The 21359-nt window shown below is 62.5% G+C and carries 19 protein-coding genes, 1 tRNA gene and 1 riboswitch; of the genes, 9 read left to right on the top strand and 11 right to left on the bottom strand.

Annotated features, from left to right (window positions below; genetic code table 11):
* Positions 1-71 precede the first annotated feature (71 nt).
* Positions 72-145, top strand: a tRNA-Gly gene (locus tag NKI21_RS20670).
* A 2-nt stretch (positions 146-147) separates the two neighbouring features.
* On the opposite strand, the gene NKI21_RS20665 is transcribed toward NKI21_RS20670, so the two are convergent.
* Together NKI21_RS20665 and NKI21_RS20660 are read right to left on the bottom strand one after the other, a co-directional pair.
* Positions 148-384: a hypothetical protein gene (locus NKI21_RS20665; RefSeq protein ID WP_023813880.1), complete on the bottom strand. Its 237-nt coding sequence runs from the start codon at positions 382-384 to the stop codon at positions 148-150.
* A gap of 222 nt (positions 385-606) precedes the next feature.
* Positions 607-1596 (bottom strand): LysR family transcriptional regulator, encoded by a 990-nt coding sequence (locus tag NKI21_RS20660; protein ID WP_128305263.1) that lies wholly within the window; start codon positions 1594-1596, stop codon positions 607-609.
* 312 nt (positions 1597-1908) lie between these two features.
* On the opposite strand from NKI21_RS20660, the gene chvE reads away from it, so the two are divergent.
* From chvE to araD1, 4 genes are all read left to right on the top strand, one after another.
* The gene (gene chvE / locus NKI21_RS20655) at positions 1909-2979 is read left to right on the top strand and encodes a multiple monosaccharide ABC transporter substrate-binding protein (RefSeq protein WP_023813878.1); all 1071 of its coding nucleotides are present in this window, start codon (positions 1909-1911) and stop codon (positions 2977-2979) included.
* Between the two features lie 123 nt (positions 2980-3102).
* Positions 3103-4635, top strand: coding sequence for a multiple monosaccharide ABC transporter ATP-binding protein (mmsA, locus tag NKI21_RS20650; protein WP_352441477.1), 1533 nt, complete (start codon positions 3103-3105; stop codon positions 4633-4635).
* Positions 4632-5918 carry a multiple monosaccharide ABC transporter permease gene (mmsB, locus tag NKI21_RS20645; RefSeq protein ID WP_027038593.1) on the top strand — a complete coding sequence of 429 codons (1287 nt, stop codon included), beginning with the start codon at positions 4632-4634 and terminating at the stop codon, positions 5916-5918. Before mmsA ends, mmsB begins: the two co-directional genes overlap by 4 nt.
* A gap of 299 nt (positions 5919-6217) precedes the next feature.
* Positions 6218-7210: an AraD1 family protein gene (gene araD1, locus NKI21_RS20640; protein ID WP_352441478.1), complete on the top strand. Its 993-nt coding sequence runs from the start codon at positions 6218-6220 to the stop codon at positions 7208-7210.
* A 55-nt stretch (positions 7211-7265) separates the two neighbouring features.
* Here the strand turns inward: araD1 and NKI21_RS20635 are convergent, their stop codons facing one another.
* Both NKI21_RS20635 and NKI21_RS20630 read right to left on the bottom strand, forming a co-directional pair.
* A complete protein-coding gene (locus tag NKI21_RS20635) occupies positions 7266-8036 on the bottom strand; it encodes an ABC transporter substrate-binding protein (protein WP_352443180.1) in 771 nt (256 codons plus the stop codon).
* Between the two features lie 97 nt (positions 8037-8133).
* Entirely contained in the window at positions 8134-9228 is a 1095-nt protein-coding gene (locus NKI21_RS20630; protein WP_352443181.1) for a 2'-deoxycytidine 5'-triphosphate deaminase, read from the bottom strand.
* A 138-nt stretch (positions 9229-9366) separates the two neighbouring features.
* Positions 9367-9444, top strand: a riboswitch (SAM riboswitch).
* A gap of 57 nt (positions 9445-9501) precedes the next feature.
* On the opposite strand from NKI21_RS20630, the gene NKI21_RS20625 reads away from it, so the two are divergent.
* Entirely contained in the window at positions 9502-10689 is a 1188-nt protein-coding gene (locus NKI21_RS20625; protein WP_352443182.1) for an O-succinylhomoserine sulfhydrylase, read from the top strand.
* 5 nt (positions 10690-10694) lie between these two features.
* Here NKI21_RS20625 and NKI21_RS20620 read toward each other — a convergent pair whose 3' ends face one another.
* Entirely contained in the window at positions 10695-11846 is a 1152-nt protein-coding gene (locus tag NKI21_RS20620) for a ceramide glucosyltransferase (protein ID WP_352866988.1), read from the bottom strand.
* Between the two features lie 350 nt (positions 11847-12196).
* Between NKI21_RS20620 and apaG the strand changes: the two genes are divergently transcribed.
* Entirely contained in the window at positions 12197-12589 is a 393-nt protein-coding gene (apaG, locus tag NKI21_RS20615) for a Co2+/Mg2+ efflux facilitator ApaG/CorD (RefSeq protein ID WP_352443184.1), read from the top strand.
* Positions 12590-12636: 47 nt separating this feature from the next.
* On the opposite strand, the gene NKI21_RS20610 is transcribed toward apaG, so the two are convergent.
* From NKI21_RS20610 to NKI21_RS20600, 3 genes are all read right to left on the bottom strand, one after another.
* The gene (locus NKI21_RS20610) at positions 12637-13668 is read right to left on the bottom strand and encodes an Hsp33 family molecular chaperone (protein WP_352443185.1); all 1032 of its coding nucleotides are present in this window, start codon (positions 13666-13668) and stop codon (positions 12637-12639) included.
* A 78-nt stretch (positions 13669-13746) separates the two neighbouring features.
* Complete coding sequence (gene argF, locus NKI21_RS20605; protein ID WP_352443186.1) at positions 13747-14658, bottom strand: ornithine carbamoyltransferase; 912 nt, start codon at positions 14656-14658, stop codon at positions 13747-13749.
* Positions 14659-14674: 16 nt separating this feature from the next.
* Entirely contained in the window at positions 14675-15874 is a 1200-nt protein-coding gene (locus tag NKI21_RS20600) for an aspartate aminotransferase family protein (protein ID WP_352443187.1), read from the bottom strand.
* A gap of 358 nt (positions 15875-16232) precedes the next feature.
* Between NKI21_RS20600 and NKI21_RS20595 the strand changes: the two genes are divergently transcribed.
* Positions 16233-16751 (top strand): GcrA family cell cycle regulator, encoded by a 519-nt coding sequence (locus NKI21_RS20595; protein WP_023811342.1) that lies wholly within the window; start codon positions 16233-16235, stop codon positions 16749-16751.
* A 141-nt stretch (positions 16752-16892) separates the two neighbouring features.
* Here the strand turns inward: NKI21_RS20595 and NKI21_RS20590 are convergent, their stop codons facing one another.
* The 3 genes from NKI21_RS20590 to NKI21_RS20580 all read right to left on the bottom strand — a co-directional run bounded on the left by NKI21_RS20590 (position 16893) and on the right by NKI21_RS20580 (position 20097).
* Positions 16893-17903: a magnesium and cobalt transport protein CorA gene (locus tag NKI21_RS20590; RefSeq protein WP_023811343.1), complete on the bottom strand. Its 1011-nt coding sequence runs from the start codon at positions 17901-17903 to the stop codon at positions 16893-16895.
* 89 nt (positions 17904-17992) lie between these two features.
* A complete protein-coding gene (gene phoU / locus NKI21_RS20585) occupies positions 17993-18718 on the bottom strand; it encodes a phosphate signaling complex protein PhoU (RefSeq protein ID WP_023811344.1) in 726 nt (241 codons plus the stop codon).
* Positions 18719-18831: 113 nt separating this feature from the next.
* Positions 18832-20097, bottom strand: coding sequence for an ATP-binding protein (locus tag NKI21_RS20580; protein WP_128304363.1), 1266 nt, complete (start codon positions 20095-20097; stop codon positions 18832-18834).
* Between the two features lie 224 nt (positions 20098-20321).
* On the opposite strand from NKI21_RS20580, the gene ppk2 reads away from it, so the two are divergent.
* On the top strand, positions 20322-21230 hold the full coding sequence (gene ppk2 / locus NKI21_RS20575; protein WP_352443188.1) for a polyphosphate kinase 2: 909 nt from the start codon (positions 20322-20324) through the stop codon (positions 21228-21230).
* The last annotated feature ends 129 nt before the right edge of the window (positions 21231-21359 follow it).

The raw sequence follows: 21359 nt of genomic DNA, 5'->3' as shown, positions 1-21359 counted from the left end.
GCACGACCGTCGTGAGAACAGACCGCTTTGCGATTGCCCGAAGGCTAACCCTCATGGTAACGAGGGCACACGCGGGTATGATGTAATGGTAGCTTGTCAGCTTCCCAAGCTGAACGCGAGGGTTCGATTCCCTCTACCCGCTCCAGTCTAAGGCGTCAGAACCATTTCAGCGCCTGCCTGTTCGTCGAACACAACCGAGCAGCCTCGCGCAAGCGCCACCGTTGCGAGGGCGTTTGCTGCCACGTCATCCGATGAAACGAAATCGCCGGTCAACACCCGCAATTCTTCCACGCCTTCAGCCATGGAAACGAAATTCCCGACCGATCGATCGTGCTTGCAGGCCTCGATCACGTAAAGCAGATCGATGATTTCGAAGCTGCGCATGTTCAGCCTCCAGAAGAAATCGTCCCTTGCAAGATCATGAACGCATTGGCGGGAAACAATGTTCCCAGTTCGCTTTCGCTAGAGCAATTCCAGGAACGGTTTTCCGTCCGGAATTGCGTCAAAACGAGGAGTTAGAGCGGGTCGCCGTTTCCGTGAAACGGTGAACTGCTCTAGCCTCGGCCTGGCGGTGCTTTCGCCGGACAACCTTACCCGAGCGAGCCATCATCCCACTTCTCTCAGAATGAAGTCGTGCAGCATCTTGGCGGCCGGCGACAGCGCGCGATTCTTCACCGTGATCAGGCTGTAGGGCCTGACCTCGATGTCGAATTCGGTCTGGACGACGTCGATGGCGCCGGCCAGCCCGTCAGGGTTCTGGATGAATTTCGCCACCTGGACAGAGACCGGTGCGATGGCATCGGATTGCGCGACCATGACCAGGGTCAGGAGCAGCGAACTGGTGTTCAGGATACGATCCGGCAAAGCGATGTTGCGGTTGAGGAAGTTGCTCTCCATGGCCTGGCGCAAGGGCGAGCCGCCAGACTGGAAGACCCAGTCATAGGCGGCGGTCTCTTCCAGCCGCACCGCCTCGCCCTTGGTGAGCGGATGGCCCCGGCGCACGATCAGGCAGGCCTTCTCGACGCCGATGACGCGCGACTCGAACAGCCGCGGATTGAGATCGTCCGGTATGCGCGCGATGATGAAATCATGACGCGTGGCGATCAGCTCGCGTGCCAGCACATTGGAGGTCTCGACCTGCATGGTGATCTCGATGCGCGGATAGATGCGGCGGATCTCACGAATTGCCGGCACCGCCAGCTCGATAGCCGGCGCGGTCACGGCACCCAGGAAAACCGAACCACCCTTGCCCGCCTTGAGCTCGGAAATCTCGCGGTCGACCTCGCGCATCTCCAGCAGGATCGAGCGCGCGCGCCTGGCCAAAGCCTTGCCGTATGGCGTCAAGGTGATACCGCGCGGCAGCCTCTCGCACAGCTTGACCTCCAGCACCGCCTCCATCTCTGCGATCATGCGCGAGGCCGCCGGCTGCGAAATATTCAGAACCTGGGCTGCCGCGCTGACTCGGCTGTGGTCGTCGAGCGCGACGATCATGCGCATGTGACGCAGACTGAGACCGCTGCGCAGCAGGGTTTCGCCATCGCCCGGTGCTTCTCTGTAACCATTTGAAGCTGTTGTCAGATTCCCGGGCCGCGCCATCGCTTTTCCCTGCCTTCTGCTCGTGTGAGGCCGACCTTGGAGTCAGCCCGTCACGTCCCAATACATATACCAACCATGATATAGCAACCATCAAAGATCGCATTTGACAGTTATGGCAAAGACCCACACCCTCCGCGCGTTCCAAGACGTGACGGTCGCTGACGAGAAAAATCGTATCGATTGAACCAGCGTCTCGGGGCCATGGGAGGATACCGGAGATCGATATGACGGCAGCAGTGCCTTGGCGCTTCTGCACGATTGCGCGGCCCGCGACCCCCGGGGTGCCGCGTCCATCAAACAGGGAGAGTTAAAGTGAAAATCATCAAGACACTGGCCGCCGTCGCGGCCCTTGGCATCGCTGCCATGACTTACTCGGCGCACGCAGCCGACAAGGGTCTTGTCGGCGTGCTGATGCCGACCAAGACCTCGCAGCGCTGGATCAATGACGGCGATGCCGTCAAGTCCCAGCTCGAGGCTCTCGGCTACACCGTCGACCTGCAATACGCGCAGGACGACATCCCCAACCAGCTCAGCCAGCTGGAAAACGAAATCACCAAAGGCCCGAAGGCGCTGATCATCGCTTCGATCGACGGCACCACCCTGTCGGATGCTCTGCAGAAGGCCGCTGACGCGGGCGTCGTCGTCGTCGCCTATGACCGCCTGATCAAGAAGACCGCCAATGTCGACTACTACACCACCTTCGACAATTTCGGCGTCGGCGTGATCCAGGCGAATTCGCTGGTCAAGGGCCTCAAGGAGCGTTTCCCGAACACCAAGCCGTGGAACGTCGAACTGTTCGGCGGCTCGCCCGACGACAACAACGCCTTCTTCTTCTACAATGGCGCCATCTCCGTCCTGCAGCCGCTGATCGACGACGGCTCGATCAAGATCAAGTCTGGCCAGACCGGCATGGACAAGGTCGGCACGCTGCGTTGGCTCGCCGCCACCGCCCAGGCGCGCATGGACAATCTGCTGTCGGCCAACTATTCGGACGGCAGCCGCGTCGATGGCGTTCTGTCGCCCTATGACGGCCTGTCGCGCGGCATCACCGCCTCGCTGCGCGCCGTCGGTTACGGCACCGAGGCTCAGCCGTGGCCTGTTGTGACCGGCCAGGACGCCGAAACCGCTTCGGTCAAGCTGATCATCTCGGGCGAGCAGTACTCGACCGTGTTCAAGGACACCCGCGAACTGGCCAAGGCCACCGTCGAACTCGTCGACAAGGTGCTCTCGGGCGGCAAGCCGGACGGCCTCGATGAAAAGACCTACAACAACGACGTCAAGGTCGTTCCCTCGATCCTGTTGACGCCGCATGAGGTCGACAAGTCGAACTACCAGGCGCTGGTCGTCGACTCCGGCTACATCAAGGCCGACGAACTGAAGTAATCCCGGTTACAAAGTCAGGGGGTCCTGCGCAACGCAGGGCCCCTTTTCGTTCACCAGCGAGCCCGGTATTGTCACCGACCTCGCCGGCAATGTTTGCCGAGCTCTCAAGGAGCGGTAGTCCCCATGGCCTCGACGATTTTGGAGATGCGCGACATCACCAAGACGTTTCCCGGCGTGAAGGCGCTGTCGAACGTCAATCTCAGCGTCGAGGAAGGCGAGATCCATGCCGTGGTCGGCGAAAACGGCGCCGGCAAGTCGACGCTGATGAAGGTGCTGTCGGGCGTCTATCCCTCCGGCACCTATGACGGCCAGATCATCTTCCAAGGCCAGGAATGCCAGTTCAAAGGCATCCATGACAGCGAACACAAGGGCATCGTCATCATCCACCAGGAGCTTGCGCTGGTGCCGATGCTGTCGATCGCGGAAAACATCTTCCTCGGCAACGAACACGCCAAATTCGGCGTCATCGACTGGGATGCCAACGAGGCGCGCACCAGCGCGCTGTTGAAGAAGGTGGGCCTCAAGGAGGACCCCAAGACGCTGATCACCAATATCGGCGTCGGCAAGCAGCAGCTGGTCGAAATCGCCAAGGCGCTGAGCAAGGAAGTCAAGCTGCTGATCCTGGACGAGCCGACGGCTTCGCTGAGCGAGAAGGACAGCCAGGCGCTGCTCGACCTTTTGCTCGAATTCAAGCGGCAAGGCATGACCTCGATCCTGATCTCGCACAAGCTCAACGAGGTGAACCGGGTCGCCGACAAGGTGACGGTGATCCGTGACGGGCGCACCATCGAGACGCTGGCCAAGAAAGACATCTCGGAAGACCGCATCATCACTTCGATGGTCGGCCGCTCACTCGACGACCGCTATCCGCCGCGCGAGCCTGATATCGGCGAGGTCGTGTTCGAAGTGAAGAACTGGTCGGTCTATCACCCGATCCATGCCGAGCGGCAGGTGATCAAGGGCATCGACATCAACGTGCGCAAGGGCGAAGTGGTGGGTATTGCCGGGCTGATGGGCGCTGGACGCACCGAATTCGCCATGAGCCTGTTCGGCCGTTCCTACGGCCGCCGCATCTCCGGCGAGGTGCTGCTCAAGGGCAAGCCGGTCGACGTATCCTCGGTGAGCAAGGCGGTCCAACACGGCATCGCCTACGTCACAGAGGACCGCAAGACCTACGGTCTCAACCTCATCGACCATATCAAGCACAACATCACGTTGGCCAATCTCGGCGGCGTGTCGCGCCACAGCGTGATCGACGACATGCGCGAACTCGCCGTCGCCAACGATTATCGCAAGAAGACCAATATCCGCGCGTCCAGCGTCTATCAGATGACCGGCAATCTCTCCGGCGGCAACCAGCAGAAGGTGGTGCTGTCGAAATGGCTGTTCGCCGACCCGGACGTGCTGATCCTCGACGAGCCGACACGCGGCATCGATGTCGGCGCCAAGTACGAAATCTATACGATCATCGCGCGGCTCGCCTCGGAGGGTAAGGCGATCGTGGTCATCTCGTCGGAAATGCCGGAATTGCTCGGCATCACCGACCGCATCTACGTCATGAACGAAGGGCGCATCGTGGGCGAAATGCCCGCCGCGGAAGCAAGCCAGGAAAAAATAATGCGTGCCATCGTTCGTGGAGAAGGAAAAGCAGCATGAGCACCGAAAGCGCCCCCGCCCCGCAGGGCAACGTCGCCGAAGAGCAGCGCCCACGCATCGCCGTCTCGGCGCTGACGACGAACCTGCGCGAGTACGGCCTGATCCTGGCGCTGATCGCCATCATGGTGTTCTTCCAGTTCACCACGAACGGAACGCTGTTCAAGCCGGTGAACCTGAGCAATCTGGTGCAGCAGAACTCGTTCATCATCGTGATGGCGCTGGGCATGCTGCTGGTGATCGTCTCCGGCCATATCGACCTGAGTGTCGGATCGGTGGCGGGCTTCATCGGCGCGCTGGCGGCGATGATGATGGTCATCTGGCCGCTCGGCCCGTTCAGCAATCCGCTGGTGGTGTCGATCATCTGCCTGATCGTGGGCGGCGCGATCGGCGCCGCGCAAGGCTACTGGATCGCCTATCACCGGATACCGAGCTTCATCGTCACGCTGGCCGGCATGCTGATCTTCCGCGGCATCTGCCAGGCCCTGCTGGGCGGCGGATCCTCGGTGGGGCCGCTACCCGATGGCTTCAAGGCGCTCAGCTCCGGCTTCATCCCGGATGTCATCGGCCCGCTGACGCTGATCCCGCCGACGGTGAACGCGGCCGGCAAGACCATCATGGGCAGCGGCCTGACGCTGCACATGACAACGATCGTGCTGGGCCTGATCGCCGTGCTGGCCTATGCCTATTTCGGGGTGAGGACGCGCCGCAAGCGCGAACGCCATGGCTATGAGGCCGAGCCCTTTGCCCTGTTCGTCGTCAAGACGCTGGTCGGCAGCGCGCTGGCCCTGTTCCTGGTCTACCAGTTCGCCAGCTACAGGGGCCTGCCGGTGGTGCTGCTCGTCATGGGCGTGCTGATCTCGCTGTTCGTCTTCGTCACCAAGCGCATGACCATCGGCCGCCGTATCTACGCCATGGGCGGCAATTCCAAGGCCGCGCAGCTGTCGGGCATCAACACCGAGCGGCTGACGCTGATGGTGTTCATCAATATGGGCGTGCTGTCGGCGCTCGGCGGCCTGATCATCGCGGCGCGACTGGGACAGGCGGTGCCGGCCGCGGGCCTCGGCAGCGAGCTCGACGTCATCGCCGCCGTCTTCATCGGCGGCGCCTCGGCCATGGGCGGCGTCGGTCAGGTCATCGGTGCGGTCGTTGGCGGCTTCATCATGGGCGTGATGAACAACGGCATGTCGATCATGGGCGTCAATGTCGACTGGCAGCAGGTGGTCAAAGGCCTGGTGCTGCTCGGTGCCGTGATCTTCGACGTCTACAACAAGAACAAGGCCTGAACGGGCTTAAGAGCAATTCCAAGGAAAAGTGTGAAACGGTTTTCCGCCCGGAATTGCACCACAATGAGTTAGAGCGGTTCGCCGTTTCCGTGAGACGGTGAACTGCTCTAGTCGAGGCAAGCAGGAGGCATACGATCGCGGCGCTGCCGGCAACCCGGTAACAGAAGTCCCTGAGGGACCAGGCCCGCGAGCGCAATCCGAACTGAGAATTTAAACCGTGGCATGGACGAGGTCCGGCCGCGCCGAGCAAGGTCTGCCGTTTTGGCAGCCCTGCCAAGGCAAATGAGAGAGGATTCATCATGCTGATCTCCCAGATCCTTGACGACGCCGAGACCATCCGCGTCGTTGCCCGCAATGGCGGCAAGACCCGGATCATCAATGGCGCCCGCAGCGTCTATTCGCTGGCGATGGAGGCCGCCCGCACCGGCGTCGGCCTCGTCGCGCTGATCGAACGCAAAGGACTTGGCGAGACGGTCGATCTCGAGGCCGCTTACAAGAAGGGGCGGCTGCTGTCGCCGATCAACCACCCCGATCCGGCGCATCTGCACCTGACGGGCACCGGGCTGACGCATCTCGGCTCGGCGGCGACGCGCGATTCCATGCACAAGAAGCTGAGCGCCGACGGCGAGGAGCAGCTCACCGATTCCATGAAGATGTTCCGCATGGGGCTGGAGGGCGGCAAGCCCGCGAACGGCCAGATCGGCGTGCAGCCGGAATGGTTCTACAAGGGCAACGGCACGATGGCGGTGGCGCCAGGTGCCGCACTCCTGTCACCGGCCTTTGCCAAGGACGCCGGCGAAGAGCCCGAGGTGGCCGGCATCTATGTCATCGGCGACGACGGCGCACCTTTCCGCGTCGGCTTCACGCTGTCGAACGAGTTTTCCGACCACGTCACCGAGCGCGTGAACTATCTGTTCCTCGCCCATTCCAAGCTGCGCAACGCCTCGTTCGGTCCGGAAATCCTGATCGGCGACCTGCCGCCCGATATCCGCGGCACCTCGCGCATCGTGCGCGACAGCGAGGTGCTATGGGAAAAGCCGTTCCTGTCCGGTGAAGCGAACATGTCGCACACCATCGCCAATCTCGAGCATCACCATTTCAAATACGCGGCCTTCCGCCAGCCGGGCGACGTGCATGTGCATATGTTCGGTACGGCGACGCTGTCCTTCGCCGACGGCATCAAGACCGAGGCCGGCGATGTGTTCGAGATCGAGGCTGGGGACTTCGGCCTGCCGCTGCGCAACCCGCTGGAGATCGAGCTGCCCGTGAAGGTGGCTGTGAAGGCGCTTTGAGGTAGCACCCTCCCTTCTCCCCTTGTGGGAGAAGGAAGAGACGCTCTTCGACGTTTCAATAAATATCGAAGTCGAAATACTTGGCCTGAATCTTCTTGTAGGTGCCGTCGGCGACGATCGCGTCGATGGCCGCGTTGAGCTTGTCGCGCAGGGCCGTGTCTTCCAGGCGCACGGCAATGCCGGCTTGCGTTTCGGTGCCCTTGACGTCGCCGACCAGCTTGCAGCAGCCGTCGCTTGCCTTCTTCAGCCAGTCCATCAGCACGAACTTGTCCGAGATCACGGCGTCAAGGCGGCCGTTGGTCAAGTCGGTGATCGCCTCTTCCTGGGTCGGATAGAGTTTGGCCTCCGCGCCCGCCTTGCCATATTCATTCTGGGCATAGTCGGCCTGCGTGGTCGAAGCCTGGGCGCCGACCGTCTTGCCGGCAAGGGCCGCCGGTTCGGTCGAGGTCAGGTCGCTGTCCTTCGGCGCCACCAGGGCGAGCGGTGTCGTATAATATTTGTTGGTGAAGGCGACCTGCTTCTTGCGCTCCTCGGTGATGCTCATCGAGGCGATGATGGCGTCGAATTTCTTCGCCTGCAAAGCGGGAATGATGCCGTCCCAGTCCTGGGTGACGATTTCGCATTCGACCTTCATCTGCGCGCACAGCGCATTGGCGATGTCGATGTCGAAGCCTTCGACCTTGCCGTCAGCGGTAATGGTGTTGAACGGCGGATAGGCGCCCTCGGTGCCGATCTTGATTTTCTCCTGCGCCTGCGAAGGCGAGCCGGCCGCCATCACCAGTATGGCAGCGCCTGCCACCGATATGATCCATTTCGAAATCTGCATTTTCTTGGTTCCCCTTGAACGCCGGCAGCCTGACGACCAGCAAGGCAGCCAAGCATGGCGAGCCGGTACAGGCAAGTATTTTGCCTGACGGCGGCGCTCAGCGCGCGGCGCGGAAATGCTTGGACAGCTTCAGGCCCTGCGCCTGATAGTTGGAGCCGAGATCGGTGCCGTAGAGCGCCTGCGGCCGCTTCAGCATGTGCTCGTAGACCAGCCGGCCGACGATCTGACCATGGTCGAGAATGAACGGCACTTCGTGGCTGCGCACTTCCAGCACCGCCCGGCTGCCCGTGCCGCCAGACGCGGAATGGCCAAAGCCCGGATCGAAGAAGCCGGCATAGTGGACGCGGAACTCGCCGACCAGCGGATCGAAGGGCGTCATCTCGGCGGCGTAGAGCGGCGGTACGTGCACCGCCTCCTGGCTGACGAGGATGTAGAACTCGTCGGGATCGAGCACCAGTTCGCCGGCGCCGCTCTTGTGGATCGGCTCCCAGAAGTCGACGACTTCCTGGGCCGCGCGCTTGTCGACATCGACGAGGCCGGTGTGATGCTTGCCGCGATAGCCGACCAGACCGTTTTGGTCGCCGTTGAGGTCAATCGACAGCGCGATGCCGCCGCCGGAAATATTCGGCGGCTCGGTGGCGACCAGCGTCTGCGCGCGATGCAGGTCGTGCAGCTCGGCTTCCGAGAGCAGCGCATTGCCGGTGCGGAAGCGGATTTGCGACAGGCGCGAGCCGGTGCGCACGACGATCGGGAAGGTGCGCGGGCTGACTTCCAGAAAGAGCGGGCCATGATAGCCGGCGGCGATCTTGTCGAACTCGTGGCCGCGATCGGTCATGACGCGGGTGAAGATGTCGAGCCGTCCGGTCGAACTCTTCGGATTGGCCGAGGCCGAAATGTCCGCCGGCAGCGCCAGGCTTTCAAGCAAGGGCACGATGTAGACGCAGCCGGTCTCCAGCACCGCGCCCTCGGCAAGATTGATCTCGTGCAGTTGCAGCCGGTCGAGCTTTTCCGAAACCTTGTGGTTGGGGCCGGGCAGAAAGGAGGCGCGCACCCGCCAGGCCTTGTCGCCGAGCCTGAGATCGAGGCTGGCCGGCTGGATCTGGTCGGCGTCGAGCGCACGCGCCGACTTCAGCGCGCCGGACTGGAACAGCGCTGAAATGTCCTGATCGGGAAGAATGCCTGTCTGCCGCAAGGCTCCACTCCTAGGTCAGACGTTTTTCTTGTCGCAGGTTCTTGTCGCAAAACCGTGGAACACTTTTGCGGAACCTGCTTGGTACAAACCTCTTAATGAAGCCGGCAATTGACGCAAGCGCGGTGCGGGTCTAAAGGGTCGTTATCCCGTGGTGATTTGGCCGGTCGGCTTGCAGCCACGTTAAACAAGTCGCTAAAGGACCGTCGGGCCGCAAGGCCGTATGGACCGGTTGCGACTTTCGCGGCCGGTTTTTTTGTGTCTGGAAGAAGAGCGATGAGCACCAAGAAGCACAACTGGAAGCCTCAGACGGCACTCGTGCACAGCGGAACACTGCGTTCCGGTTTCGGCGAAACGTCGGAAGCGATCTACCTCACCCAGGGCTATGTCTACGAAACGGCGCAGGCCGCCGAGGCCCGTTTCAAGGGTGAGGAACCGGGCTTCATCTATTCGCGCTACGCCAATCCGACCGTCGACATGTTCGAAAAACGCATGTGCGCGCTCGAAGGCGCCGAAGACGCCCGCGCCACCGCGTCCGGCATGGCCGCGGTGACGGCCGCCCTTCTGTGCAGCGCCAAGGCCGGCGACCATATCGTGGCGGCGCGTGCGCTGTTCGGCTCCTGCCGCTGGGTGGTCGAGACGCTGGCGCCGAGATACGGCATCGAGGCGACGCTGGTCGACGGCACCGACATCGCCAATTGGGAAAAGGCGATCAAGCCGAACACCAAGCTGTTCTTCCTGGAAAGCCCGACCAATCCGACGCTGGAAGTGGTCGATATCGCCGCTGTCGCTTCGCTTGCCAATTCGATCGGCGCAAGGCTGATCGTCGACAATGTCTTCGCCACGCCCCTGCAGCAGAAGCCCTTGCAGCTCGGCGCCCATATCGTCGTCTATTCGGCGACCAAGCACATAGACGGCCAGGGGCGCTGTCTCGGCGGCGTGATCCTGTCGGACAAGAAGTGGATCGACGAGAACCTGCACGATTATTTCCGCCATACCGGCCCAAGCCTGTCGCCCTTCAACGCCTGGACGCTGCTGAAAGGCCTGGAAACACTGCCGCTGCGCGTGCGCCAGCAGACGGAAAGCGCGGGCAGGATCGCGGATTTCCTGGCCGAACGGCCGGAAATCGCCCGCGTCATCTATCCCGGCCGCGCCGACCACCCGCAGGCCGATATCGTCAAGAAGCAGATGTCGGGCGGCTCGACGCTGATCTGCCTGGACGTCAAGGGCGGCAAGCAGGCGGCCTTCGCCTTGCAGAACGCGCTCGACATCGTCTTGATCTCCAACAATCTCGGCGATGCCAAGAGCCTGATCACCCACCCGGCGACGACGACGCACAAGAATCTGAGCGACGAGGCGCGCGCCGAGCTCGGCATCGGGCCGGGCACGCTCCGGCTGTCGGTCGGGCTGGAAGACACCGACGATCTGCTTGAGGACATCGCGCAGGCGCTGAAGGCCAGGTAGGACCTTCAGGCGCCGGACGGCGTCTCCTCCAGTTCGGCCGTCTTGGTGCCGATGGTCATCGCGTTGCCGCGCCAGTCGACGGCGCCGCCAAGCCAGCCGCGCGCCCACAGCGCTGGCAGGATCAGGTCGCGCATCATGATCGCGGCCACCATGCGTGGCGACAGGTACCAGCCCTTGGACCAGGCCAGCGCGCACTCGGGAAGGTAGAAGGCTACCAGCACTGCAAGGGCGGTTGCCCAGAGGCTGAAGCCGGCACTGGCCGCGGCAATCAGCGCAAGCACCAGAGGCACCACGGCGCCGGTCAGGATTTCGGGTGCGAAGAACAGCGGGAAAGTGACGCGGCGCAGGCGCGCCCAACGGGCCTGACGCGACCAGATCTCGTCAAAAGAGCGCCGGCCAAGCGGCTGCTCGAAGGGGGCGGCGACGAGATTGACGCGCAGGCCGAGACCGTTCACCAGCTTGGTCGCGGCGGCATCCTCCGCGATCTCGGCGGCCAGCCCGCGGATGCCGCCATTGGCGTCGAGCATCGGCTTGTTCCAGAGCATGCTCTTGCCCTGGGCAAAGCCAAGGCCGAGCGCATCGCCGGCATATTGCCAGCGCGCCTGCAGCGTGTTGAGGAAAGCGCATTCGACCTCGGCCCAGAAGCCGGCCGGCCGCGAGCCGATCGGCGTCGAGCAGACAAGGCCGGTGCCGGGCCGCCAGGCAGCCATCAGATGCTGGATGTAGTCCCTCGGCATCAGCACGTTGGAATCGGCCAGGACGACCCAGTCGTGCCGCGCCGCCTCCCAGCCCTTGACGCAATTGTTGAGTTTCGGATTGGCGCTGATGCGGTCGTCGCCGACAAGCAGCCGGGCCGGCACTTTCGAAAACCGGACGATCGTCCTGTTTATCAATTTGACCACCGGATCGTCGGCATGGGCGACGCAGAAAATCAACTCGTAGCGCGGCCAGTCGAGCGAGAAGGCGCGCTCCAGCGTCTCCTGCGTGAACGGCTCGACGCCGCGCGACGGCACGACGATCGACACCGGCCGTCGCTTGCCGGCCGGCGCGGCAATGGCGCGGCGCCGTTTCAGACGCGAAGCGGCGAGCACGATGCTGGCGAGATTTGAGAGAATGAGGGCAGTTGAAAGCGTGGCGGCTATGAGAGTGAGTTCCATCGAGATCCGGTCACTCCAGGAAAACCGGTCCGCCAGAACAATCTGGCTGGCATGACGACCGATTCAACAATTCGACAGAGCGCCCGAGTCGCGCGGCACTGGTCGGCGCACACCATCATTGTCATGTGTCACTTAAATGACATTCTTTGCCGCCACCTGCGGTTCCGTCCGCAATGACAGGACGCGCACCGTTGACCAGCCCGCGTGGAGCGCCGAAAGTTCGACTTAGAGCCTGTTCCATCCCGATTGAACCGGGATGGGGCTCTATCTCTGTTTCTTTGAGCATGATCTTTTCTGAAAACCGGTTCCCACTTTTCAGGATCATGCTCTAGATTGTTTTGGAGCCGCTTATGTATAGCGCCGTCACGCGCAACATCGAAGTGCAGGTCAGGCCGTTCTATCTGGAGGACCGTTCGGATCCCTCGGAGAACCGCTATGTCTGGGGCTATCAGATAATGATCGACAATCAGTCGGACGATTTCGTGCAGCTTCTGTCGCGCTATTGGCACATCACCGACGGCACCGGCCGGGTCGAGGAAGTGCGCGGCCCCGGCGTGGTCGGCGACCAGCCCGAACTCAATCCCGGCGACAGCTACCAATACACGTCCGGTTGCCCGCTCTCGACACCATCCGGCATCATGGTCGGGCACTACACGATGCGCAACAAGCGGGGCGAGACGTTCGACATCGCCATTCCGGCGTTTTCGCTGGACCTGCCAGGGACGCGGCGGACGGTGAATTGATTTCGCCTCACCGGCCGCTCCGCGGCCGGTGAGGCGTGGTTTTTTCTCTACTGGGCCGCAAATTCCGCCGGATCGAAGTCATATTGCTTCGAGCAGAATTCGCAGGCGACGTGGATGCCGCCGTCCTCTGTACTGTCCTTGATCTCCTGCGCGGAAAAACCCTCGAGGATGCCGCGGATCTTGTCCTTGGAGCACGAGCACTGGTCGGCGACCGGAACGCCGCCGAAGACGCGCACGCCATGCTCGTGGAACAGCCTGTAGAGCAGCCGCTCGGCGCCGATCGTCGGGTCGATCAGTTCGGTCGGCTCGATCGTACCGAGCAGCGCCAGCAACTCCTGCCAGGAATTGTCGGCCCGATCGTGGATCTCCTCGCGCGGATCGCCATCGCCACCCGGCAGGTCCGGGACGCGCATGCGCTCGGGCGACTGCGGCAGGAACTGCGCCAGGATACCACCGGCGCGCCACTGCTCGCGGGCGCCGCCGGGACCGGGCGTCAAAAGCTTGGCCACCGACAGCCTGAGATCCGTCGGGATCTGCTCCGACTGACGAAAATAGGTGCGCGCAGCATCCTCCAGCGTCTCGCCGTCGAGCTGGACGATGCCCTGATAGCGCTGCGTGTGAGCGCCCTGGTCGATGGTCAGCGCCAGCACGCCGCTGCCGAGCAGCGTCTGCTGGGAGGTTTCGCCGGCCGCGACCAGCGCTTCCAGCCGGTCGGCATCGAAACGCGCATAGGCGCGCAATGCCGAGGGCGTGGAAAAATCCGCGACCAGCATGTCGACAGGCCCGTCGGTGCGGGTCTGCAGGATGAATTTGCCCTCGAACTTCAGCGAAGTGCCGAGCAGCACGGTCAGCACACAGGCCTCCGCCAGCAGGCGGGCGACCGGCTCGGGATAATCGTGGCGGCTGAGGATGGCGTCCAGCATCGGCCCGAGTTGGACCGTGCGGCCCCGCACATCGAGAGGGCCGACCTCGAACGGCACGACGTGATCGTCGCCGGCATAGCCGAATTCGCCGAGTTTGGGGTGATGTTCAGTCACTTGATAGGTTTCCAACATGACAAAGCTCCGGGGCGCGGCCATGCCGCCCTCCGGGGCGCATGCGTCGAAACGCGCTGTTTTTGCGTGATGGCCCGCAGATAGGCATCACACCTCCGGAGATCAAGCGCCGAGGCACCAGGCGAGCACGGCCTTCTGGGCATGGAGCCGGTTCTCGGCCTCGTCGAAGACCACCGAATGCGGTCCGTCGATGACCTCGTCGGTCACCTCCTCGCCACGATGCGCCGGCAGGCAGTGCATGAACAGCGCGTCCGGTTTGGCCCTGGCCATCAGCTTGGCGTTGACCTGGTAGGGCGAGAACACATTGTGGCCGCGGGCGCGATGCTCCTGGCCCATCGACACCCAGCAATCGGTGACGATGCAGTCGGCCTGATCGACGGCTTCCTCGGGCGAGCGGGTGAAGTGCAGCTTGCCGCCATGCGCCTGCGACCAGTCGATATGCTTCTGCGCCGGCTCACTGCCCTCGGGCACGGCGACGTTGAGGTTGAAGCGGAACCGGGCCGACGCCTCGATCAGCGAATGCAGCACATTGTTGCCGTCGCCGGTCCAGGCGATGGTCTTGCCGGCGACCGGACCGCGATGCTCCTCGAAGGTCATGATATCAGCCATCAGCTGGCAGGGATGGGTGTCATCGGTCAGTCCGTTGATCACCGGCACGGTGGCGTTCTCGGTCAGTTCCAGCAGCCGCTCATGCGAGGTGGTGCGGATCATGATCGCATCGACATAGCGCGACAGCACCTTGGCCGTGTCGGCAATGGTCTCGGAGCGGCCGAGCTGCATTTCGGTGCCGGTCAGCATGATGGTCTCGCCGCCGAGCTGCCGCATGCCGACGTCGAAGGAGACGCGCGTGCGCGTCGACGGCTTGTCGAAGATCATCGCCAGCACCTTGCCTTCGAGCGGTTTGGTGCGCTCGCCGGCCTTGAGGCGGGCCTTTCGCACCACCGCATCGTCCAGCATCAAGCGCAGATCGCCTTCGGAAACGGCGGAAAGATCGGTGAAATGGCGAACTGACATCAGGAATGTTTCCGGATTACTTCGCGGCGGCGGAGGCGATCGCCTCCGACAGGCCCTTGGCGCCGGCGCGGATGCGGTTGAGCGCGTCATGGATCTCGGCGTCGGTGACGGTGAGCGGCGGCAACAGGCGAATGACGTTGTCGCCGGCCGGAACCGCCAGCAGGTGCTGGTCGCGCAAGGCCATGTTCACCTTGGTGTTGGGCATGGCGCATTTGAGCCCGAGCATCAGCCCGGCACCCCTGATGTCCTCGATGATTTCGGGAAACTCGTCGGCGACCGACGCCAGCCCCTGCTTCATCAGCAGCGCCTTGCGCTGGACGTCTTCGAGGAAGCCGTCTTCCAGCACGACATCGAGCACGGCGTTACCGACTGCCATGGCAAGCGGGTTGCCGCCGAACGTGGTGCCATGCACGCCAGCGGTCATGCCGACGGCCGCTTCATCCGTGGCAAGGCAGGCGCCCATCGGGAAGCCGCCGCCAATACCCTTGGCGATCGCCATGATGTCCGGCGTTACACCTGACCATTCATGCGCGAACAGCTTGCCGGTGCGGCCGATGCCGCACTGGACCTCGTCGTAGATCAACAGCAGGCCGTGCTGCTCGCACAATTGCCTGAGCCGCTTCAGGGACTGCGTCGGCACCGGGCGGATACCGCCCTCGCCCTGCACCGGCTCGATCAGGATGGCGGCCGTCTCCGGCGTGATCGCCTTTTCGGCGGCGTCGATGTCGTCGAAACTGACCTGATCGAAACCTTCGACCTTGGGGCCGAAGCCCTCGAGATATTTGTACTGGCCGCCGGCCGCGATGGTCGCCAGCGTGCGGCCATGGAAGGCACCTTCGAAGGTGATGACGCGGAAGCGCTCGGGGTGTCCGTTGACGAACTGGCAGCGGCGCGCCGTCTTGATCGCGCATTCCAGCGCCTCGGCGCCGGAATTGGTGAAGAACACCTTGTCGGCGAAGGTGGCGTCGGCCAGCCGCTCGCCAAGCCGGCTCTGCCCGGGGATCTCGTAGAGGTTGGAGACATGCCACAGCTTGGCTGCCTGCTCGGTGAGTGCGGCGACCAGATGCGGATGGCTGTGGCCCAGCGAATTGACGGCGATGCCGCCGGCAAAGTCGAGATATCGCTCGCCCTTGTCGGTAATCAGCCATGTGCCTTCCCCGTGGTCGAAGGCCAGGGGTGCGCGAGCAAAGGTCTCGTAAAGCGCCGAACCGCTCATTATATGCGTCTCCGGTACCGGAAAATCAAAAAAGCCGCCAAAGCGGCGGCCTGTGCGGCTTATCCCGTTTTTCGGCCATGAAGTCAACGAAAACGTCGCGTAGTGGCGCGCGGCAAGCCCCCTGACGGGACGCCGGCTCATAAGCGACCGGGCAAGTTGGGGAAAACCGAAAAAACCGATTCGTGTTGCACTTGGGACTCTTGTCACCGAGTCAGCGCATAGAGTAGTTGTAGTCGAGAAATAACTAGATTTCGTGCGGCGGACCTAATCACCAGATATATGTGGTGTCTGCCCCGGCAAATGTTGCCGGGTCGGGAGAAGGATTCCGATTGCCGCACGCTTAGAGGAGCGCGGTCTCATGAACTGGACTGACGAGCGGGTAGAACTCTTGAGAAAACTGTGGTCGGAGGGTCTGAGCGCAAGCCAGATTGCTGCGCAGCTTGGAGGGGTCAGCCGCAATGCGGTCATCGGGAAGGTGCATCGGCTGAAACTCTCGGGCCGCGGTCGCTCGACCGCCACGCCGGCACGCCAGAAAAAGGCGGCACAAGGATCGACCGTCCAGAAATCGGTATCACGCGCTGCAACCACGGCACGCCATGTCACGACATCGATCGGCGCGACGGCCTTGCAGACACAGTTCGACGCCGAACCGGTGGCGCGCCATTATATCCGTCCGGTTGAGAATGTCGTGCTGCCGATCTCGCGGCATCTGCAGCTGGTCGAGCTGACCGAGCGGACCTGCAAATGGCCGAACGGCGATCCGCTTTCAGAGGACTTCCATTTCTGCGGCAACGATGCCGCCGAAACCGGTCCGTACTGCAAGTACCACGCCCGCGTGGCATTCCAGCCGGCATCGGAGCGGCGGCGGAGCCGATAGTTAGGGATTGGGCAGTAGGCAGTAGGCAGTAGGGGCAATATGCTCTGAATTTCTTGCCCTACTGCCTACTGCCTACTGCCTACTGCCTACTGCCTACTGCCTACTGCCTACTGCCTACTGCCTACTGCCTACTGCCTACCCTCACAGCCACCCGTTCTTCCTGAACCGCCAGTAGAGAAACGTGCAGATCAGCACGATAGCGCCCAGCACCACCGGATAGCCGTATTCCATCTTCAGTTCCGGCATGTCGCTGAAGTTCATGCCGTAGATGCCGGCGAGCGCCGTCGGCACCGCCAGGATTGCGGCCCAGGAGGCGAGCTTCTTGGTGTTCGCGGTTTCCTGACTCTGGCCGACCAGCAAGCTCGCCTCGAAAGCGAACGCCAGCACCTCGCGCAGACTGTCGATCTTCTCCTGGACGGTGCGGATGTGATCGGTGACGTCGCGGAACAGCGGATGCATGGCGGTGTGTATCTGCGGCAGCTCGGCGCTGGTCAGCCGTCGGCAGACTTCGACCAGCGGAAGCGCGGCATTGCGCAGGCGTAGGAGATCGCGGCGCAGCATATAGAGCCGTTCGATGTCGGGAGCGGTCATCGGCTTCAGCAGAACCTTGTCCTCGATCGCCTCGACCTCGTCCTCGATCTGCTCGAGCACCGGCATGTAATTGTCGACGATGAAATCGAGAATGGCGTAAAGGACGAAATCCTCACCCTTGGCCAGCGAGTGCGGGCAGCTTTCCCAGTGCTGCCGAACGGCGGCATAGGACGTCGAAGGACCGTGCCTGACGCTGACGATGTAGCCTGAGCCAACAAACAAATGGGTCTCGCCGAAGGTGACCCGACCGTCGATCAGCTGCGCGGTGCGAGCGACGATGAACAAGGCGTCGCCATATTGCTCGATCTTCGGCCGCTGGTGCGGGTGCTCGGCATCCTCGATTGCCAGCTCATGCAGGTGAAATTGCGCCTGGACGCGCAGCAACAGGTTACGGTCGGGCTCCAATAGGCCGATCCAGACGACATGACCGGATTTCTTTGCCCATTCGCCGGCTTCCTCGATGGGAATGTCGGCGATGCGGCGCCCGGCCGTGTAGACGCCGCAAGCGATAATGCCGGATGTCGGCCCAGGCGCCGGGGTCAGGTTCCGAACATTTTCCATCACGACCTCCCGGAGCAAATCCACGGACGAGGATAGAGGCAAAGCCCGGAAAGCTTAGCGTAAATCGGATTACGGTTCGAGAGGCGCGTTCACTTCAGCGGCTGCGTCCCGGAAAGGCTGATTTTGTCGGTCTTGTCGCCCTTGGGCCGCTCAGCCGGCAACTGATCGCCGGTGACGATGTAGTAGATGGTCTCGGCTATGTTGGTGGCGTGATCACCGATACGCTCGATGTTCTTGGCGCAAAACAGCAGATGCGTGCAGGGCGTGATGTTGCGCGGATCTTCCATCATGTAGGTCAGCAATTCGCGAAACAGCGATGTGTACATGGCGTCGATCTGGTCGTCACGATCGCGCACGAAGCCGATTTTCTCCACCGAGCGAGACGCGTAGACGTCGAGCACTTCCTTGAGCTGGGTCAACGCCAGGTTGGACAGAGCCTCGAGGCCGCGGAACAGGCTGGTTGGCTGGCGTCCGTCGGTGACGGCGACCACCCGCTTGGCAACGTTCTTGGCGAGATCGCCAACCCGTTCGAGGTCGGCGGAGATGCGAATGGTCCCGACGATCTCGCGCAAATCCCCCGCCATCGGCTGACGCTTGGCAATGATGATGATCGCCTTGTCGTCGATTTCGCGCTGGCCCTCGTCCAGTACGGTATCGTCGCGGACGACCTTCTGGGCAAGGCCTGGGTCGGCATTGACGAGAGCGGCGACCGCCTGTTCGACCATGCGCTCGGCATGGCCGCCCATCGCGGCGATGCGCTTCGACAGATATTTCAACTCCTCGTCATAGGCGCTGACGATGTGCACGGACTGCATGGCAAAATGCCTTCCCACGGGATGTTTTGATTTTGAGTCGTTTCCTCGAATCCCCGCTGATACGCTAGCCGGATGACAGAAAAAAGAAACAGTCCCCTTGAATTAGGGCGATATCAGTGCGTCGGCAAATGAACCGAGAATGCCGCGCCGTTGCCGACTTCGGACTTGATCGAAAGCCGGGCGTTGTGGCGCGTCAGTATATGCTTGACGATCGACAGGCCGAGGCCGGTGCCTTTCTGGGTCCGGCTGGTCTCGACGTCGACGCGGTAGAAGCGCTCGGTAATGCGCGGAATGTGCTCCTCGGGAATGCCGGGGCCAAAGTCCCTGATCGTCACGTCGATGCCCGGCTCTGATCCGGCATCGCCATGCGCTATGGATACAACCACGCGCCCACCAGACTGCCCGTATTTGCAGGCGTTTTCCAGGAGGTTCTCGAAAACCTGGAAAAGCTCATCTCGATCGCCAGGCACATGAAGCGGCCCATCGGCGTAGTGCCGCTCGATGGCAACGGCGTTTTCGCTGGCCAGCGGTCCGAGCGAATCGATGACGCTGTCGACTGTCTGCCGCAGGTCCACCTCGGTTCCCGGCTTCAGATAGGGTTTCATCTCGAGCCGCGACAGCGACAACAAATCGTCGATCAGACGCGCCATGCGACCGGTCTGGCTCTGCATGATCTGCAGAAACTGGTCGCGCGCCGCCGCGTCGTTGCGGGCTGGCCCGCGCAGCGTTTCGATAAAGCCGGCGATTGAGGCGAGCGGCGTGCGCAGTTCATGGCTGGCATTGGCGATGAAGTCGGCGCGCATGCGGTCGATCCTGCGTGCTTCGCTCTGGTCCTTGAACACCAGCACATAGAGATCGGTGGCGTGACCGACCGAGGACACGCTCACCCGGTAGGCCCGTTCGACCGGCAGCTTCTCCATGTAGTCGACGACATCCGAGGCAACATCGCCGGATAGCACGCCGTCCAGCAGGGTCTGCATCTCCGGTGCCCGGAATTTCAGCGACAGCGACATGCCTGGCGCGATGCCACCGAAAGCGGCGAAGGCGGCGGCGTTGGCATGCACGATGGTGGCAGCCCGGTCGAAGATGATCAGCGGATCGGCGACGGCGGCGGCCAGATATTCGCCCGAGAGCCGCTGCAGGCCGATGGCCTCGATGGCAGCGCCGCTGTCGGTGGATTGGCGCGCGGCGGCGGTCGGCAGTATAGCCGCTGCAAGCAGCAACAGCAGCGCCGCGGGGACGACATAGGCTGAAATCCCGGCCAAGGCATAAACAGCGAGAACCGCAACAATACCGGCCGCAAGCAGCCAGCGGCTATTCCACAGCCGTGCGGCCATGGTTTGCGTGACGCCTCTCTGCTCTGTGTCCAGGTCAGCCATTCGCTCGTGACCTGCCCCCCAATGTCTTCGCACCCGGTCGCACGGTGGCGGAAAACTTCCACCAGATCGCTTGCCGCATGACCCCGAAAATCGGGAATCGATTTTCGGAAAGGATCATGCGCAAATTAAAAGTGCTACAGCGTCCTTTGCGCATCCAAACGGACGCGCGGCGCTGTAGTGGCTCCCCATAGCATGAGTCCGGAAGCTGGAAAGGGTTCGTCTCGATGAAAAAAGCCAAGGAAAGTCCCGCCGCGCCAACTTCGGGGCCGCTGAAGATCAGGATCGGCGGCAAGGAGAGGGAGTTCGACATCGATAATCCCGTGCTTCCCGACTGGGTCGAGGACAACAAGCTGACCGCCGGCGGCTATCCCTACGACAAGAAGATGAAAAGCGACGAGTATGACGAGATGCTCGAGAAGCTGCAGATCGAGTTGGTCAAGGCGCAGGCCTGGCTGCAGTCGACCGGCAAACGGGTGATGGCGCTGTTCGAGGGTCGCGATGCTGCCGGTAAGGGCGGCACGATCTTCGTGGTGCGCCAGTACCTCAATCCGCGCACGGCACGCAACGTGGCGCTGACCAAGCCGACCCCGACCGAACTGGGGCAATGGTACTACCAGCGCTATGTCGACTACTTCCCGACTTCAGGCGAATTCGTCACCTTCGACCGGTCCTGGTACAATCGCGCCGGTGTCGAGCCGGTGATGGGTTTCTGCACGCCGCAGCAGCACGAGCAGTTTCTCGAGGAGACGCCGCATTTCGAACGGATGATCTCCAACGAGGGCATCCACTTTTTCAAATTCTGGCTGAACATCGGCCGGGAGACGCAGCTCGAGCGCTTCCATGACCGTCGCTACAGCCCGCTGAAGAGCTGGAAGTTTTCGCCCATCGACGTTGCAGGCATCACCAAGTGGGACGACTACACCAAGGTGCGCGACACAATGTTCGAGCGCACCCACAAGGAATTCGCGCCGTGGATCATCGTACGGGCCAATGACAAGCGGCGCGCGCGGCTGGCGATCATGCGGCGCATTCTGTCGTCTCTGCCCTATGAGGGGCGCGATCTCGAAATTATCGGCAAGGAAGACAAGAAGATCATCGGCGAAGGGCCGTCATTCCTCGGTAAGCAGGATTGACGCTTCCGCGCCGCGCGGCCATGGGCCCGCGGGGGGGTTGGTTGTGAAAAGCCCCGAGCCCGGCGGTGACCTGCAATACCCCCACGCGGGTGTCGTCCAGCCGCGCCCGGAGGGAAATCGGAAAAAACG

It is taken from the genome of Mesorhizobium sp. M0715 (genome assembly GCF_040320355.1).
Classification (GTDB): Bacteria; Pseudomonadota; Alphaproteobacteria; order Rhizobiales; family Rhizobiaceae; genus Mesorhizobium.
This window is presented reverse-complemented; position numbering and strand designations above follow the sequence as displayed.

Coding starts and splice junctions, on each gene's coding strand:
- NKI21_RS20665 (WP_023813880.1), bottom strand. CDS start 384: ATGCGCAGCTTCGAAATCATCGATCTGCTTTACGTGATCGAGGCCTGC.
- NKI21_RS20660 (WP_128305263.1), bottom strand. CDS start 1,596: ATGGCGCGGCCCGGGAATCTGACAACAGCTTCAAATGGTTACAGAGAA.
- mmsA (WP_352441477.1), top strand. CDS start 3,103: ATGGCCTCGACGATTTTGGAGATGCGCGACATCACCAAGACGTTTCCC.
- mmsB (WP_027038593.1), top strand. CDS start 4,632: ATGAGCACCGAAAGCGCCCCCGCCCCGCAGGGCAACGTCGCCGAAGAG.
- araD1 (WP_352441478.1), top strand. CDS start 6,218: ATGCTGATCTCCCAGATCCTTGACGACGCCGAGACCATCCGCGTCGTT.
- NKI21_RS20635 (WP_352443180.1), bottom strand. CDS start 8,036: ATGCAGATTTCGAAATGGATCATATCGGTGGCAGGCGCTGCCATACTG.
- NKI21_RS20625 (WP_352443182.1), top strand. CDS start 9,502: ATGAGCACCAAGAAGCACAACTGGAAGCCTCAGACGGCACTCGTGCAC.
- NKI21_RS20620 (WP_352866988.1), bottom strand. CDS start 11,846: ATGGAACTCACTCTCATAGCCGCCACGCTTTCAACTGCCCTCATTCTC.
- apaG (WP_352443184.1), top strand. CDS start 12,197: ATGTATAGCGCCGTCACGCGCAACATCGAAGTGCAGGTCAGGCCGTTC.
- NKI21_RS20610 (WP_352443185.1), bottom strand. CDS start 13,668: ATGGCCGCGCCCCGGAGCTTTGTCATGTTGGAAACCTATCAAGTGACT.
- argF (WP_352443186.1), bottom strand. CDS start 14,658: ATGTCAGTTCGCCATTTCACCGATCTTTCCGCCGTTTCCGAAGGCGAT.
- NKI21_RS20600 (WP_352443187.1), bottom strand. CDS start 15,874: ATGAGCGGTTCGGCGCTTTACGAGACCTTTGCTCGCGCACCCCTGGCC.
- NKI21_RS20595 (WP_023811342.1), top strand. CDS start 16,233: ATGAACTGGACTGACGAGCGGGTAGAACTCTTGAGAAAACTGTGGTCG.
- NKI21_RS20590 (WP_023811343.1), bottom strand. CDS start 17,903: ATGGAAAATGTTCGGAACCTGACCCCGGCGCCTGGGCCGACATCCGGC.
- phoU (WP_023811344.1), bottom strand. CDS start 18,718: ATGCAGTCCGTGCACATCGTCAGCGCCTATGACGAGGAGTTGAAATAT.
- NKI21_RS20580 (WP_128304363.1), bottom strand. CDS start 20,097: ATGGCTGACCTGGACACAGAGCAGAGAGGCGTCACGCAAACCATGGCC.
- ppk2 (WP_352443188.1), top strand. CDS start 20,322: ATGAAAAAAGCCAAGGAAAGTCCCGCCGCGCCAACTTCGGGGCCGCTG.